At 37.2% G+C, this 16,745-nt stretch carries 15 protein-coding genes; 4 read left to right on the top strand and 11 right to left on the bottom strand.

The annotated features are described in order from the left end of the window. Positions 1-6: 6 nt before the first annotated feature. Positions 7-483: a 30S ribosomal protein S7 gene (gene rpsG / locus RE431_RS13975; protein WP_108172297.1), complete on the bottom strand. Its 477-nt coding sequence runs from the start codon at positions 481-483 to the stop codon at positions 7-9. A gap of 23 nt (positions 484-506) precedes the next feature. Continuing rightward, positions 507-881, bottom strand: a complete 375-nt coding sequence (rpsL, locus tag RE431_RS13970; RefSeq protein ID WP_010230128.1) for a 30S ribosomal protein S12 — start codon at positions 879-881, stop codon at positions 507-509. 334 nt (positions 882-1,215) lie between these two features. Between rpsL and RE431_RS13965 the strand changes: the two genes are divergently transcribed. The 3 genes from RE431_RS13965 to rlmB all read left to right on the top strand — a co-directional run bounded on the left by RE431_RS13965 (position 1,216) and on the right by rlmB (position 6,725). Continuing rightward, the gene (locus RE431_RS13965) at positions 1,216-4,437 is read left to right on the top strand and encodes a SusC/RagA family TonB-linked outer membrane protein (RefSeq protein ID WP_309562606.1); all 3,222 of its coding nucleotides are present in this window, start codon (positions 1,216-1,218) and stop codon (positions 4,435-4,437) included. Positions 4,438-4,451: 14 nt separating this feature from the next. Continuing rightward, entirely contained in the window at positions 4,452-5,888 is a 1,437-nt protein-coding gene (locus RE431_RS13960) for a SusD/RagB family nutrient-binding outer membrane lipoprotein (protein ID WP_309562605.1), read from the top strand. 102 nt (positions 5,889-5,990) lie between these two features. Continuing rightward, a complete protein-coding gene (gene rlmB, locus RE431_RS13955) occupies positions 5,991-6,725 on the top strand; it encodes a 23S rRNA (guanosine(2251)-2'-O)-methyltransferase RlmB (RefSeq protein WP_309562604.1) in 735 nt (244 codons plus the stop codon). Here rlmB and RE431_RS13950 read toward each other — a convergent pair. Next, complete coding sequence (locus tag RE431_RS13950; protein ID WP_309562603.1) at positions 6,722-7,450, bottom strand: rhomboid family intramembrane serine protease; 729 nt, start codon at positions 7,448-7,450, stop codon at positions 6,722-6,724. The genes rlmB and RE431_RS13950 overlap by 4 nt on opposite strands. 78 nt (positions 7,451-7,528) lie before the next feature. Between RE431_RS13950 and RE431_RS13945 the strand changes: the two genes are divergently transcribed. Next, complete coding sequence (locus tag RE431_RS13945) at positions 7,529-8,803, top strand: replication-associated recombination protein A (protein WP_309562602.1); 1,275 nt, start codon at positions 7,529-7,531, stop codon at positions 8,801-8,803. On the opposite strand, the gene RE431_RS13940 is transcribed toward RE431_RS13945, so the two are convergent. From RE431_RS13940 to RE431_RS13905, 8 genes are read right to left on the bottom strand one after another with little or no spacing between them, the layout of a single operon-like run. Further along, positions 8,800-9,687 (bottom strand): hypothetical protein, encoded by an 888-nt coding sequence (locus RE431_RS13940; RefSeq protein ID WP_309562601.1) that lies wholly within the window; start codon positions 9,685-9,687, stop codon positions 8,800-8,802. The genes RE431_RS13945 and RE431_RS13940 overlap by 4 nt on opposite strands. Continuing rightward, entirely contained in the window at positions 9,684-11,093 is a 1,410-nt protein-coding gene (locus RE431_RS13935) for a DUF5723 family protein (RefSeq protein WP_309562600.1), read from the bottom strand. Before RE431_RS13935 ends, RE431_RS13940 begins: the two co-directional genes overlap by 4 nt. A 1-nt stretch (position 11,094) precedes the next feature. Further along, positions 11,095-11,646: a hypothetical protein gene (locus tag RE431_RS13930; RefSeq protein ID WP_309562599.1), complete on the bottom strand. Its 552-nt coding sequence runs from the start codon at positions 11,644-11,646 to the stop codon at positions 11,095-11,097. A gap of 42 nt (positions 11,647-11,688) precedes the next feature. Next, entirely contained in the window at positions 11,689-12,378 is a 690-nt protein-coding gene (locus RE431_RS13925) for a YjjG family noncanonical pyrimidine nucleotidase (protein WP_309562598.1), read from the bottom strand. Beyond that, positions 12,365-13,654 carry a polysaccharide deacetylase family protein gene (locus tag RE431_RS13920; RefSeq protein WP_309562597.1) on the bottom strand — a complete coding sequence of 430 codons (1,290 nt, stop codon included), beginning with the start codon at positions 13,652-13,654 and terminating at the stop codon, positions 12,365-12,367. Before RE431_RS13920 ends, RE431_RS13925 begins: the two co-directional genes overlap by 14 nt. An 11-nt stretch (positions 13,655-13,665) precedes the next feature. Further along, a complete protein-coding gene (gene radC, locus RE431_RS13915; protein WP_309562596.1) occupies positions 13,666-14,364 on the bottom strand; it encodes a RadC family protein in 699 nt (232 codons plus the stop codon). Positions 14,365-14,423: 59 nt separating this feature from the next. After that, positions 14,424-15,776, bottom strand: a complete 1,353-nt coding sequence (locus tag RE431_RS13910) for a UDP-N-acetylmuramate--L-alanine ligase (RefSeq protein WP_309562595.1) — start codon at positions 15,774-15,776, stop codon at positions 14,424-14,426. Positions 15,777-15,824: 48 nt separating this feature from the next. Continuing rightward, on the bottom strand, positions 15,825-16,646 hold the full coding sequence (locus tag RE431_RS13905; RefSeq protein ID WP_309562594.1) for a tetratricopeptide repeat protein: 822 nt from the start codon (positions 16,644-16,646) through the stop codon (positions 15,825-15,827). Positions 16,647-16,745 lie beyond the last annotated feature (99 nt).

Here is a 16,745-nt window from a genome sequence, read left to right as displayed (position 1 = left end):
GTTGTTTTAGAATCTAAAGTGAGAGAATGCTTTGTTAGCTTCAGCCATTTTATGAGTATCTACTCTTTTCTTAACAGCAGCTCCTTCTTCTTTCGCAGCAGCAAGAACTTCAGCAGCTAATTTAGCAGCCATAGATTTCTCATTTCTCTTACGCGCGAAGCTAATAAGCCACTTCATAGCTGTAGATACTTTACGATCTGGTCTTATCTGCATTGGGATTTGAAAAGTAGCACCCCCAACACGCCTACTTCTCACTTCAACGTGAGGCATAACGTTTGAAAGAGCATCTTTCCAGATCTCTAATCCAGATTTCTCTTCGTCTTGTTTCTTTTCTTCTACGATTGCAATTGCATCATAGAAAATTTTAAAGGCAACCGATTTCTTACCATCCCACATCATCATGTTTACAAAACGTGTAACCAGCTGATCGTTAAATTTAGGATCCGGTAAAAGAGGTCGTTTTTTCGCCTGTCTTTTTCTCATTTCTTTACATTAAAAGTTTTTAATTACTTCTTAGGGCGTTTTGCTCCATATTTAGATCTACGCTGAGTTCTACCTTCAACACCGGCAGTATCTAGCGCTCCACGAACAATGTGGTATCTAACACCAGGCAAATCCTTTACCCTTCCACCTCTAACCAATACTATCGAGTGCTCTTGTAGATTGTGTCCTTCTCCCGGAATGTAGGCGTTCACCTCTTTTCCGTTAGTCAACCTTACCCTAGCTACTTTTCTCATAGCAGAGTTTGGTTTCTTAGGAGTTGTCGTGTACACACGTGTACAAACACCTCTCCTTTGAGGGCACGAATCCAAAGCAGCCGATTTACTCTTCTTGGTTATTTTGGCTCTTCCTTTTCGTACTAATTGTGAAATTGTTGGCATAATTTCCTATACACTAATTATTAATAAAATTTACTCCCCTGTTTTTTAGGGTCTGCAAAGGTAGAAATAAAAAAATATAATTCAAATATTATCTCATTTATTTAATTTCGAACAGGTTAATTATTTTAAAAAAGCCATCCAAGTAATTTTAACAAACCTGAATAATCTTAAATAATTCTTTCAAATCCTTTTATATACATATAAGGTATAGGATTCAATTACAAGGTTTGATTAAAAAAAGATTAAGTCTTTTCGCATATTTTAAAAATAAAAGCTTGCTTAATTAACCATTTATTAGCACATTTGGCACTGGCTAATTCAAACAAATTTAAAAATGAAAGCAAAATTTAGTAGTATTTTAACGCTATTACTGGCGTTTGTTGTGCAAATAACCTTTGCGCAAGAACAAACGGTATCCGGTACGGTGACAGACTCTGACGGTCTTCCACTACCCGGTGTAAACATCGTTGTAAAAGGTACATCTACTGGTGTACAAACTGATTTTGATGGAAATTACTCCATCGACGCTGCGCAAGGGGATGTTTTAGTATTCTCTTTCGTAGGTCTTAAATCTGCAGAAATGACTGTTGGAAGCAGCAACACTATTGATGTTGTTATGGAAGCTGACGCTGCAACCCTTGATGAAGTTGTTGTAACTGCACTAGGTATTTCTCGTGAGAAGAAATCCCTTGGTTACGCAACTCAGGAAGTAGCTGGTGATGAAGTAAACACTGCAAAAGAAGGAAACTTTGTGAACTCACTTTCTGGTAAGATCTCTGGTCTTGACGTTAAAAAGAGTTCATCTATTGGTGGTTCTTCTAATGTTGTTATTCGTGGTTACTCTTCTATTACTGGTAACAACCAGGCTTTATTCGTTATTGACGGAGTGCCGGTTAACAACTCTACTTTCAACACTAGTTCTCAATCAGGTGGTGGAAATGGATATGACTACGGTAACGCCGCGTCTGACATTAACCCAGATGACATTAAAAGTGTTAACGTACTAAAAGGTGCAGCAGCAACCGCTCTTTACGGTTCTCGTGCAGCCAACGGTGCGGTAATCATTACAACTAAAGATGGTTCTAAATCTAAAGGTATTGGTGTTACAGTAAATACAACTGTAACTGTAGGTAACTACGATCCAGATACTTTCGCTAAGTACCAGAAAGAATACGGTCAGGGATACGGTCCTTATTATGGATCTGGTCCTGGTGGTGGTTTCCTTTCAGGAGACATTAACGGAGATGGTGATGCAGACCTAGTAGTACCAACTACTGAAGATGCATCTTATGGTAGTGCTTTTGATCCAAACCTAATGGTTTACGGATGGGAGTCTTTCTACCCAGAATTAGATTCTTACCAACAATCTCAGCCTTATGTAGCTGGAGCTAACGATCCATCTTACATTTTCCAGACGTCTTATACAGACATCGAGAACGTTGCACTATCTGTTGGTGGTGAAAAAGGTTCTACAAGACTTAGTTACACAAGATTTAACCAGACTGGTATCATGCCAAACTCTGAGATCAACAGAAACACTCTTGATTTCTCTGGATCTTTAAATCTTACAGACAAGTTAACTGCTTCTGCTAAAGCCATCTACACTAAGACTGATGGTCTTGGACGTTACGGTACTGGTTATGATGCAGAAAACTTAATGACTAACTTCCGTCAGTGGTGGGCTGTTAACACAGACCTTGCTGCTCAAAGAAGAGCTTACGAGCAAACTGGAAGAAATATTACATGGAACCCATTTGGATCAAGTAACACAAATCCAATTTACTGGGATAACCCATACTTTACTCGTTATGAAAACTTCAATAACGATACTAGAAACAGATTATTCGGTTACGCAACTCTAGGTTATGAGTTTACTGATTGGTTTGATGTTCAAGGACGTGTATCTGTAGATACTTACGATCAAATTCGTGAAGAAAGAAATAACGTTGGTAGTGTTGACCTTTCTAACTATACTAGAAGAAATATCAACTTTACTGAATTCAACTACGACCTTTTCTTAAACTTTGATGAGGATTTCGGAGATTTTGGTGTGAACAGTACTTTAGGTGCTAACTACCGTCAAACTAAATTGAATACTATTGGTGCTTCTACAAACGGAGGTATTGTACTTGAAGGTCTTTATACTTTAAGTAACTCTGTATCTCCAATCCAGTTCCCAGCTGAATCTGAACAGGACATTAGAGTTCTAGGTTTATTTGGAACTGCTAGTATTGATTATAATGATACATTCTACCTTGAAGGATCTTTGAGAAGAGATACATTCTCTACTCTACCTGACGGTGATAACTCTTTTAACTACCCAGCGGTATCTACAAGTATTATCTTCTCTAACTTATTTGATAGTGAAGCATTAACTTATGGTAAGATCCGTGCTGGTTACGGTGAAGTAGGTAACGGTGCACAAGCTTACCAGTTACAGAATACTTTCAACGCAGTTACAGGATTTAATGGAGCAGCATTGTATTCTAATCCTGCTAGTTCTAAAAACCCTAACTTAACTGAAGAGCGTACAAATGAATTGGAGATTGGTCTTGAGACTAGCTGGTTCAGTGGTCGTTTTGGATTTGATGCTTCTATCTACAAGAAAGAAACTGAAAACCAGATCATCCCTGTAACTATTTCTCCAGCTGCTGGATTTACTAGTAGTGTTGTAAACTCAGGTGTAGTTGAACAAAAAGGTCTTGAATTAAATATTTTCGGTTCTCCAGTTAAAACTGAGAACTTCGAATGGAAGATCAACGGTAACTTCGCAACTTACGAAAGTGAAGTAACTAAGTTATACCAGGATTCTCAAAACTTACTTGTAAACTCTTTCTTTGGAGTTACATTGAACGCTGCCCTTGGTGAGCCTTACGGTGTTATCAAAGGTACAGACTACCAGTATGTAAATGGTGAAAGACTAGTTCGTGAAGATGGTCTTTATGCAAAAACTGCAAACAGAGATAATGTAATTGGAGATATTAACCCAGACTTCAAAGCTGGTATCCAGAACGTATTCTCTTATAAGAACTGGGATTTCAGTTTCTTAATTGACATCCAGGAAGGTGGAAGTATTTTCACTGGTGACCTTTACTTCGGTATGGCAACTGGACTATATCCAGAAACTGCAGGACTTAACGAGCTAGGAAATCCTAAGAGAAATCCTGTAACTGACGGTCCAGATAGTGGTGGTATCATTCTTGATGGTGTACAGGCAGACGGTTCTGTTAATGATGTTAGAGCAGATATGTCTACATACCTTAACCCACTTGGTAGATACGGTAATGCGCCAGATGCACAATTCGTTTACGACGCATCTTACGTAAAATTAAGAGAGGCAACTCTTTCTTACTCATTACCATCTAAAACTCTAGATAACCTTCCTTTCACAGGTGTTAAATTCACTGCAACAGGAAGAAACCTTTGGATAATCGACAAAGATCTACCTTACGCAGATCCAGAAGATTCTTTTGGAGCTGGTAACGTACAAGGTTTCCAGATTGGTGCATACCCTGCAGTTAGAGAGTATGGATTAAACGTTCAATTACAATTCTAAAACAAAACAGAATAATGAAAAAGTTATTAATTTTTAGCCTGTTTATCGGATTCGCTGTCACAAGCTGTACAGACGATATCACCGATTATAACCAGGATCCAAAAAGTCCGGCAGAAGTACCGGCAGCCACAACTTTCTCAAATGCTGAGAAAAACCTTGGCGACTTGATGACAGAAGTAAGTTCAGGAAGAAACCTTTTAAAACTTTGGACTCAACACTGGACAGAAACTACTTATACTGATGAAGCGAACTACCAGATTATTGGTCGTGATCCTTCTCAGGGCTTCTGGGTAAGAGTATATACAAACATTCTACAGGATCTTCAATCTTCCCGTGATGCAATCGCGGCTGATGAATTCCTTGCAGATGATGTAAGAGCTAATCAATTAGCGATTATAGATCTTATCGAAGTTTATTCATACCAGACATTGGTAGACCTTAATGGAGATGTACCTTACACTGAAGCTAATATGGTGAACGAAACTTTCGCTCCAGCTTATGACGATGCATTTACTATCTACCAGGATCTAATTTCAAGAGTTTCTTCAGATATCGCTACACTATCTAATGGTGGAGCATCATGGGGAGCAGCTGATATTTACTACGGTGGAGACACTGCTAAATGGGCAAAGTTTGCTGCATCTCTTAAATTACGTTTAGGTATGCGTTTAGCTGATTTTGACGAGTCTTTAGCTGCAACTACAGTAAGCGAAGCGTTTGACGCTGGTGTTATGACATCTTCTGATGATAGCGCTATTATTATGTATGAAAGCTCTGCTCCTAATACTAACCCTATCTACGATCTATTTATTTTACAGAATAGATTTGGTGATTATGTAGCTGGAGTAACATCTGTAGAATACCTTAAGTCTGTTAATGACCCACGTATCGATGATTTCTACACTACAACTACTGATGGAGAATATGTAGGTGGACCAATTGGAGGTAACAACTCTTACGCTAATTTCTCGCACATTTCTGAGGATATAGTTTTTGAACCAGCATACGAAGGTGCTATCATGCAATATTTCGAAGTTGAATTTTTCTTAGCTGAAGCTGTGGAAAGAGGTTTTATCGCTGGAGATGCTCAAGAGCATTATGAGGCTGCAGTAACTGCAAACATCCTTTACTATAACGGTACTGAAGATGAAGCAGCAACTTACCTAGGACAATCAGGTGTTGCTTATGACTCTGCAAACTGGGAAGAGCTAATTGGAACTCAAAAGTGGATCGCTCTTTTCAACCGTGGATTCGAAGGATGGACTGAGTGGAGAAGATTAGATTACCCAGATTTCCTTGTGAACTCTGTACAAACCGATCAACCAGTGCCACTTAGAATTTTCTACCCAACGAATGAAATCGCGTTGAACGAAACTAACTACAGAGCTGCTGTACAGAACATTGGTGGTACAGATGATCTTTACACTCCAATATTCTGGGATGTTGAGTAATCTCAACTAATCAGTTTTAATATATAAACCACCCTTTTCAGGGTGGTTTTTTTATTCCTAAAAATTAAACTTCATAAGTATTATTAATATTAACTTTGCGCCATGGAAGAAACTACTCGTATTTTCGGCATTAGAACCGTTATAGAAGCCATTGAAAGCGGAAAGGACATAGAGAAGGTATTTATCCAAAAGGGTCTTTCCGGCCACTTATTTCAGGAATTGAACAGACACCTCAAACAGGCGAACATAAATGTATCTTATGTGCCGGTTGAAAAACTTAACAAACTGAGTAAAGGCAACCACCAGGGAGTAGTAGCTAATATTTCTCCCATTAGTTTTATCAGCCTTGAAAAACTAGTAGAAGATTCTCAAAAATCAGATAGAACTCCCCTATTTATTCTTTTGGATGGACTAACCGATGTTCGAAATTTTGGAGCCATCATAAGAACTGCAGAATGCTGCGGAGTAACCGGAATAATAATTCAGGAAAAAGGTTCAGCACCAATTAATGCTGACACGGTAAAAACGTCTGCTGGAGCTGTGTTTAATATCCCTATCTGTAAAGTGAATCATATTAAAGATGCAGTTTTTCATCTACAGACCTATAATGTAAAATTGGTCGCTGCCACAGAAAAAACCGACGATGTTATTTATGACCTTGATCTGAAACAACCTATTGCCATTATTATGGGTGATGAAGCCAAAGGTGTATCTAATTCCATTTTGAAATCTGTAGATTATAGAGCTAAATTACCAATGTTAGGTACGATCGCTTCCTTGAATGTTTCTGTAGCTTGTGGAGCCTTTTTATATGAAGCAGTTAGACAGAGGCTTTAATCTTCTTTCTCCTTGTAGATATAATTATAATCTCCCTCTTCCGGCTCTTCTAATTCAATAGGTAGATTGTCTACGAAATTACCATTTTCATCAAAGTGCTGCATAAAAAGGTCGTTTTCATCAGAATATCCCGGCCTTTCCCATTGATATTTCGGAGGCTCTGGTATACTTCTTCTAAATATCAAAGATAGTCCGAAGCCACTTAAAAGCCCAGATAAATGTCCTTCCCAGGAAATATCTGGATCTATTGGTGTAACATACCAGACTAATCCTCCATATACAAAGACTACGATCAGTGAAAGTGCAACCAAACGATAATGCTTAGAGAAAACCCCTTTAAAGAAAAGGAATGATGCCAATAAATAGATAATACCACTGGCACCTATATGATTTGCCGGTCTTCCAATTAACCATGTTAAAATTCCGGTAGAAACCAATCCTATCAACAGAACTTTCCAGCTGATTGGTCTATAGAAATAGAACAAGGCAAGGGAAAGTATAAATAAAGGAATCGTATTATTGAAAAGATGTTTAATATCTGAATGGATAAATGGAGAAAATACAATTCCCCGCAAACCAATCATTTCACCCGGCCTAACACCATAGGAATTCAAGCTAACCCCAAATCTGATCTCGATCCAGAACACGATCCAGATCAAAAGAAGAAATAATAACGGGTAACCAATAGTTCCACTAGTAAAAACAAAAGGCGTAGATGCTTTCAAGTTTTCTTCAATTTTAATTAATATTACAAAAAACCATCCAAACTAATCTGGATGTAAATCTGTCACATTTATATAGCTATGAATCAACCACTGGCCGAGAGATTAAGACCAAAAAGCCTTGATGATTATTTGAGTCAGCAGCATCTTATTGGCAAGGATGGAGCTCTTAAACAACAGATTAAACAAGGCATCATTCCCTCAATGATTTTCTGGGGCCCTCCCGGTGTGGGAAAAACAACCCTGGCAAATATCATTGCTACAGAATCTGGAAGACCCTTCTTTACACTCAGTGCAATTAGTAGCGGAGTTAAAGATGTTCGGGAAGTCATAGAAAAGGCAAAAAAAAGTGATGGCCTTTTTACGACAAAAAGTCCTATCCTGTTTATCGATGAAATTCACAGATTTAGTAAATCTCAGCAAGATTCACTGCTTGGCGCTGTAGAAAAAGGCTGGGTAACACTTATTGGAGCGACTACAGAGAACCCAAGCTTTGAGGTTATTTCAGCTTTATTATCCCGATGTCAGGTATATATTCTTAAACCATTTTCAAAAGATGATCTTGTAGCTCTTTTAAACAGAGCAATAAAAGAAGATAAAATCATTGCTTCCAAAAAGGTAAAGCTAAAGGAAACAGAAGCTCTATTAAGGCTTAGCGGTGGAGATGCCAGGAAATTGCTCAACATTTTCGAGCTTCTAGTGACTTCAGAAAAACAGAATGTTGAAATAACTAATGAACTGGTTTTATCCAAAGTTCAGCAAAACACAGTTTTGTATGACAAGACAGGTGAACAGCATTATGATATTATCTCAGCCTTTATAAAATCTATTCGAGGTAGTGATCCAAATGCAGCAGTTTACTGGCTGGCCAGGATGATCGAAGGTGGTGAAGATGTGAAGTTCATTGCGAGAAGATTATTGATTCTTGCAAGTGAAGATATTGGAAATGCTAATCCCACTGCCCTGGTGATCGCAAACAATTCATTTCAGGCGGTAAACACCATTGGCTATCCTGAAGCCAGGATCATCCTAAGTCAATGTGTGACCTATCTGGCTACTTCGCCTAAAAGCAATGCATCATACATGGCTATTAACGAAGCTCAGAGCCTGGTTAAGAAGACCGGTAACCTTTCTGTTCCGCTATCTATTCGAAATGCTCCTACAAAGCTTATGAAAGATATTGGCTATGGAAAGGAATATAAATACGCCCATAACCACGAAGGCAATTTTGTAGCTGCAGAATTTATGCCTGAAGAAATAAGTAATACCACTTTGTATTATCCCGGAAATAACCAGCGTGAAAATGCCCAGAGAGAATTTTTAAGAAAGAGGTGGCAGAAAAAATATGGTTATTAGTCAGCTAAATTATAAAGGATACTCACTTTCTTATTCTCACTTCTGCTAAAATATTCCACGATAAGGTTGCCAGCATCATCAAAATAAGCGACACCCTGGTTAGTAAGTGAATTATAGATATAGCTTTCTCCCGAATTTGTTTCGATTAGAATTGCTATTGGTTCCTGAGCATTTTCCTGAAATAAGCCGAGACCCTGATCAACCTTCTTTAACTGGTAATTTTTTCCGGAATATTCAAAAATACGCTCACTCTCTTTTTCCAGCTTTTTAGGTTTAGTTGTTTTTTCTTCAGAAGGCATCACTATGACTTCTTCCTCTTTTTTAGTCTTCTCTATTTTTGCAGGTTTATCAAATTCAATAACTTTTTCCTCCTTTTTAGGTTTTTCTTCTTTTTCAGGTTTTTCGGCAGGTGCCGGAACTACTTCCTTTTCAACTTCAGCCACAACCGGAGCTAAAGGAGTATAATTATAGTTCATTTCCTGAAAAGATGTAAAAGCATCCCTCAAAGCTTCCTGGTAAGCAGATTGAAATTGCTTTTCTCTACTTCTACCCTCCTTAGAAGTGTATATCACGTTATCATTACAATCAATTAGTTTAAAGGTCAGCTTCGTAACAAACAGGCTCGAATTATTTTCAAGTTTGGTTTTCAAACCAAGACATCGATCATTCTGAATATCTTTCGGCATATTCTCAGAATTCATAAGCGTATTGAATCCATTTTGCTCAAATAAGTACTTGGTTAATGAATTTAGCCTGTATTTATCAGTTTCCCCGGTGAATTCATAGGTCTCAGGAATGATAATGTATTTATAAGCATCTAACTCCTGAGCTGAGGAGATCAGGATAAAGCTGAAAAAGAATAATATTGTGATTGCTTTTTTCATAATTCTTTAAATATAAATTGAAACCCAAGCTGCAAAGACGCGCTGTTAGCCTTAGCAAGGTTGGTGTATCCTATAATATCGTTTGCAGCAAGATAGACATTAAAATTTTTAAAACGTGAAGATACCATTGCACCAAACTTGGTGATCGTATATTCATCTGCACCGTAAGCAAGTCTGAACCTTAAATTATCTGTCACCTTTCTATCCCAGTACGCAGTCACGCCATAGGTAGGACCTTTAGGCCTGTTAACTCCTGAAATCAACATTCCAAAGAGATTCATGAACCTTGGCTTCTTGCTGATGAGATAATCACATGGTAAAATAGATTTACCAGTTCCGAATTGAAATGAAGCATTAAATTTTAAAGGACGCCAGGTTGTGTAAGCCTCTTCGCTAGTTTGCTCGTTAAGATCCCTGTCTATCCTCTCTTCAAAAACATCCCAGTAGGGAATTGCCTTTTCATTCTGATCCAATTCTGGAAATAAAGGTTGAATTCCATTAGTTTGAGAGGTCCCGTAATATGTATAATTTTCAAGATCCCTTTGATGGAACATTAAACCAAGATCCTGAATAGAACCATTTATTGAAAATTGATCGGTAACTCTATAGTTGAAACCCAGATCTATACCTAATCCTACGTTTTGCCCAAAGAACGATCTGCTTAAAAGTTCTGCTACTGCCTCATCTACGGTCATTCCCTCCTCCTCTTTCAAGGATGCGTATCCTGAGGTATTTACCCGAACATTTAGTCCGATCACTTCATGTCTATAAAAATTTGGACCACCTGGCGTTTCAACAGTTCTGAAAACACCTTTATTCCCAGTACTGCTCGCGTTAAAAATTCCGGAATATAATTTAAACCTTCCTCCAACGGTAAGCTGATTATCGACTTTATAATTAAGTCCCGCATGATAGACCGTTAATACCTCTCCTGTAAAACTCACATCTGAAAAGTCAAAATCCTGATTTATATAATCTGCATTCCCTTCGAAGGCTAGCACAGCGGGATCTTTTGGGAAATAGGCGAAAATATCTAACTCCTGATATATACCTCCGGAGAAATACATTTTATCACCCATTTTCCAGCCCAATGACAACACCTCGATTTGTTCGTTCACCGAGAAGTAATCTCCGGCGGTAATTCTATCCATTACATTACGCACCTTTTGATTTACATCAGGATCAGATTCAGATAAAATATCATAAGCTGTTACACCGGTAGAACCAGCAGATAAATGAATCTGAGAAAAAAACGGAACTCCGAAATGCCTTATAAAATCTATTCTGGTACCGGGATTTTGAAGCAAAGACTGGGGTAGATCATCCACGCTGTAAAGTAAAGGCCTGTTTTGACCAGAACTTAACATTGCACATAACAGGAATAAGACCAGGACAATCTTTCGCATATTAAAATTCAAACTCGAAAAGCCCTTTAGACTGAAAATCCAATTCTCCATTCAGGTCTTTTCCACCACCAATCATTTCTAGTTCAACAAGCATCTTTATAGACCTCCTCACCTTTCTGATATCATTAACCGGTATGATATGCATAGTATCTATAATAGAAGGCGATTCAAATGAACCGGGAGGAATATCGTAATTCACCACAAACTGAGTCCGGTCATTTTCAGACAGAAAACGAATACTACTTTTAATTAGAAATGGAAATTTATTTTCATGCATAAAAGTGAATTCTGCATGCATCAAACCATCCTGAATATAATCATCGTCCAGAAATTCGAGCCTTACGGTATCTCTAATAACAGGCGTATAAGCGTTAGTTTCAGAATCAAGAAAATCGTTTTGATCTAAGGTGTAATATAAAAGATCTGTTTCCAGGTCTGGAGCCAACTTTATATCTTGAGATTGCTCAAAATCAACTTCCTTAAAACAGGAAACCAGCATCAGGCTAAAGACACCTAGAATAACCGGTATTTTTAAAAAGTTGGGATAGGACACGTTAAGGCTTTCTTTGCGAACGAAAATACCTAATCTTTATTATTATAAATAATTTAGAAGTTCTTTTAACTTTTGAATTTGAGGATACTGATTTTGAACTGATTGCCCGTTATAATCAAGATAAATCACATGTAATCCAAATTGATGCGCTCCAATAATATCAGCTTCAAGGTTGTCTCCGATCATGACCGAATTTGACTTATTGGCACCGCTTTTTGCAATCGCCTTTTCAAATATTAAGGGATGCGGTTTTTTTACCCCGGCTTCTTCAGAAGTTGTAACTGTTTCAAAATAATCGAGAATAGAGGAATTTCGCATTTTCTTATGCTGAACTTCTTCAAAACCATTGGTGATAATATGAAGTTTATAATCCTGTTTCAGTTTATCCAGAATTTCAATGCTTCCTTCCAGTAAGTGATTGTTATTCGGAAGGTATTCAATATAATCATCGGCAATTAGATTGATGGTGGTATCCTGAGTTTCAAATTTTAAGGTGTCAAAACTCTCTTTCAATCTTCCATAACGCAAAGCTTCTTTTGTAACAGAATCATTTCGGTATAATTCCCAGTATTTAAAATTGATCGGAATATAGACTTCAAGGAATTTTTCTATATCCAGTTCTATTTTCTGTTTTTCAAATACCTCTTTGAAAGCCAGCGCCGAATTTCTATCAAAATCCCATAATGTATGGTCGAGATCAAAAAAAACATGTTCTATATTATTCAATTTCATGGATCTGCATTAAGAGAGAGTAATATAATTTATTATCAGCGTAATATGAAAAATCATGATTACTGAAAACTGCACGAAACATTCCTCCAACTTCTTTTACTTCCAGCAACATTCTAGAAATATCTTCTCGAATTTTGGTTTTGGTCATATTCTCCACCACATTAGAATGAAAGGCATACGGATGAATTTTCAAAGGTGTGGTGACTTCCATATTTATGTCATAAAATAGATATGGTGTGCAGGTTCCTGCCCGAAAACCAGGATTATCAGGATATCCCATAGAATGATCGTTATTGATCTCTAATTCTGTAAGATTATTATATTGATCTGGCAATCTCAGATTATACTGGGAATTCATGGCATGTTCCACCGGACTATGAATTATCTCTTCGAGTCTAAGCTTTTCCTTTCGCAAACTTCTAACCTCTTCCATCGCATAATAACCCATAAGCAAACCTACTTTAGCATAATCTGCCACTGACTTGATTACTGCGCGATGCGGAATTCTATTATGGCTTATATTACGATCATGTATGGAGAAATCACTCAATTGAAACATAAAAAGCATATACATTTTATGTTCTTTTATTAGACTAATGAGATCTTCGAAAATATCATTAGGATCCTGTTTGACCCTGATCCAGACCTGAAGTCTGTCTATAACTTTACCGAAATTCAATTTGAAAAGATCAAACCAAAGTCCGATGAAACTTCTCAAAAAACCTTTATTCTTGAAAATGAATGTGTGATTTGATTCAATAATCGTCCCTACTTTGTACTTTCTGTCGGCAAATTCCAGATTAGGAAATCTATCTATAAGAATATCCCTGAATTTTATCGCCCAAATATCTACAACAGGTTTATGTAAAAAACTTTCCTGGTAAGCCAGGCTTTCCCCAGCAGGAAATCTTCCATCTTCATCTTTTACATGTGGCAGATATTCTTCATAACGGCTTAGCAAATAAAATGATGCCGCGAAAATATCGAAAGGAAGGTCGCTAGCTTCAGGTAGCGGAAAGAAACAGACCGTATCGTCCCAGGGCTGAACTTTGATCTCAAGCTCAGAAAACCCCTGTTCCATTAAAAGATCTACTTTTTGAATAAAAAATTCATTCCCAAGAGCCTGTCTCCCGTAAGAAAGCTTTGCTCCATCGTGAGCAATAAATTCTTCGATTTTGGAAGTAAATTTAATAGGGATTCCAAGTAAGTGTGTACAAATATGCTTAAAAACATAAATGATCCTTGGAGTAACTTTCTGAGTATAAATCAATAACATTAACAGCTGTCTTAGAGCATACCTTCGTCGGCAAAGCTAAGGTATGATTTTTCAGTAACAATAATATGATCCAGCACTTTGATGTCAAGACTTTCAGAAGCTACTTTCAGCTTACGCGTGAGTTGTTTATCAGCTTCACTTGCTTTTAGATTACCGGAAGGATGATTATGCACCAGAATTATCGAAACAGCTCCAACTTCCAGTGCTTTCTTTAAAGTGATCCTCACATCTACTAAAGTACCGGTAATTCCACCTTTGCTTATTTGAAATTTCTCGATCACCTTATTGCTATTATTAAGATACAAGATCCAGAATTCTTCATGTGGAAGCTCACCAATAATCGGCTGCATAATCTCATATACAGATTGACTTGAACCTATATTTTTCAATTCCAGGGCCTCTTCCAACCGTCTTCTTCTGCCCAGTTCCAAAGCGGCTACGATTGAAACCGCTTTTGCCGGGCCAATTCCCTTAAAATTGCATAACTGATTTATAGAAAGCTTACCAAGTTCGGAAAGATTATTCTTAGAAGAAGAAAGAATTCTTTTGGATAGCTCAACAGCCGTTTCATTCTTACTTCCGGAACCAATCAGAATAGCAATTAGTTCTGAATCTGATAAACTGAGTTTTCCTTTTTGTAAAAGTTTTTCTCTGGGACGATCATCTTCTGCCCAGCTCTTAATACCAAAATTAGTTTTTTCATCATTCATCTTAAGTTAAAGATAAACAATGAATTAAGATCTAAAGAAAATATTATTAGTAGGAAAAGTTAGATCATTCCTTTTAACTCCTCCATATCCAAACCGCCATAATTCCCGCTACTCATCATAAGCAACACAGAGTTATTTAGATCGATATTTTTTAATTCAGACTTAAAATCTTCTGAAGTGGTGAAAATTTTCAAGCCACTTTTCTGAAATGCTTCTCTGATCTGCTCCTCACTAACTGCTTCCAGTTTTTTGATCGCTACGGCATCTGGTGAATAAAACACTAAAGCTTCATCTGCTTTATCAAGGCTATTTTTATATTCCTGAAGAAACTCGGCGTTCAAACTACTGTAAGTATGCAGCTCCAGGCAGGCAATAACTTTTTTATTTGGAAATTGTTCTTTTACCGCCGCTGTAGTTGCTGAAACTTTTGAGGGACTATGGGCAAAATCCTTAAATATTAGAGAAGAATTAGACTCAGCTATTTTCTCGAGTCGTTTGGAAGCACCTTTAAATGTAGCAATGGCTTCATAAAAATCATCTTCATCTACTCCCATATGCTGACAGATCCACTTAGCTCCCGCTAAATTATTCAGATTATGCTTTCCGAAAATCTCTAAAGGTAATTCACCTTCTGGCACATCCAGAATGGTATGATCACCTTCAGTGTGATATTCCGGAGTTGAATATGGATGTTTTCTAATAGGATTTTCGGTTTCTTCAGCCAGTCTTTTCACTTCCTTATCTTCTTCATTGTATACCAGAATTCCTCCATTTACGATAGAATCTATGAAAATCTTGAATTGTTCTACATAATTATCATAGGTTGGAAAAACATTAATATGATCCCATGCAATTCCGCTCAGCAAAGCAATGTTTGGTTGATATAGATGAAACTTAGGCCTTCTATCCAAAGCTGAAGAAAGATACTCGTCTCCTTCAATTACGATAAAATCATTCTCTTCAGTTAAATGAACAGGATTATCCAGACCGTCCAGAGCAGCTCCAACCATATAATCAATTTCCTTTTCATGGTAATTCATTACATGCAGAATCATAGAAGTAATACTTGTCTTGCCATGAGAACCACCAATTACCACCCTCGTTTTATTCTTGGATTGCTCGTATAGAAATTCAGGATAGGAATATATCTTTAAATCAAGTTCTCGTGCTCTGATAAGTTCCGGATTATCGTCTTTTGCGTGCATTCCTAAAATCACTGCATCAAGATCTTCAGTGATATTAGATTCATCCCAGCCAATATTTTCAGGATAGATATCATGCTCTTGCAACCTGGTTTTTGAAGGTTCAAAAATAGCGTCATCACTTCCGGAAATTTCGTAAGATTTCTGTTTAAGAGCAATGGCAAGGCTATGCATAGCACTACCACCAATGGCGATAAAATGAATTTTCATAGAATGATTTTGTGCAAATATAAGAGTTTGATTAAGCTTTAACCCCTCTTAAAGTCTCTGAATTTTCTGCTTTTCAATTAAGGCCTTATCAAAATTTGGGTCAATTTCCAGAGATTTCTCAATGTGACCTAAAGCAGCTTTTTGATTTTTCTGAATTCTTTCGATCTGAGCTAATCTTAAATAAGCCCATGCCGGTGTTTTTATGTCTTTATATCCATAATATGCAATATATTCTTCTAGCAAATTTTTACCTGCACCGAGCTGAATTCCATATATAGCAGCAGCTTCACCTAATTCATATTTCAGATAATTTCTGGTTATTAGTTCAGGCTTTTTCTGAGCCAATCTTAAAGCTTCGTTGTATTTATTTTTCGCCAGATCTTTATACTCCTGAATTTTGTAGATGTAAGCGTCAGCCATTAATGCATCAACTTCATTTAATCTGTCAAGATCTGAAGCATAGCTTTCAGCAATGGTTTTACTACCTCCAATCACACTTGGAATCTGCATATATAATTCGACTAATGCTCTTCTAGCCTCTATGTGATTAGGATCTAATTCGGCAGCCTTCCGCAAGTACTCCTTGATATCACCCAGCATTAAAGCAGCCTGAAATTTAGAACCATAATACGCCTTCATCCCCATGGCGCCGCCTAACTTGAAGTTATACATAGCTTTATTCGGATCTATTTCTATAAGATCTTCGTAATAATCTATAGCTTCGTCCCAATCTTTTTCAAAACTCGCTATATCCCCTAAATATTCGATAGATTTAGGTGAATCATCATATTGAAGAAAAATCTTTTTTGCTTTCTCAATTTCCCCATTCCTGAGTAAAATTTCAGCACTTTTTAAGTTGCTCTGAGCCATTGATTGAATGCCAAAAAGATAAAAAAGTCCGATGAAGTACCTGAAAATTGTTAACATAAGTAAAATTTTTATAAATTTAGTGCGCCCAAAGAGTTGTGT

It is taken from the genome of Christiangramia sediminicola, from assembly GCF_031344135.1.
Classification (GTDB): Bacteria; Bacteroidota; Bacteroidia; order Flavobacteriales; family Flavobacteriaceae; genus Christiangramia; species Christiangramia sediminicola.
The sequence above is the reverse complement of the archived record's forward strand: the minus strand, read 5'-3'. Positions and strand labels throughout refer to the sequence as shown.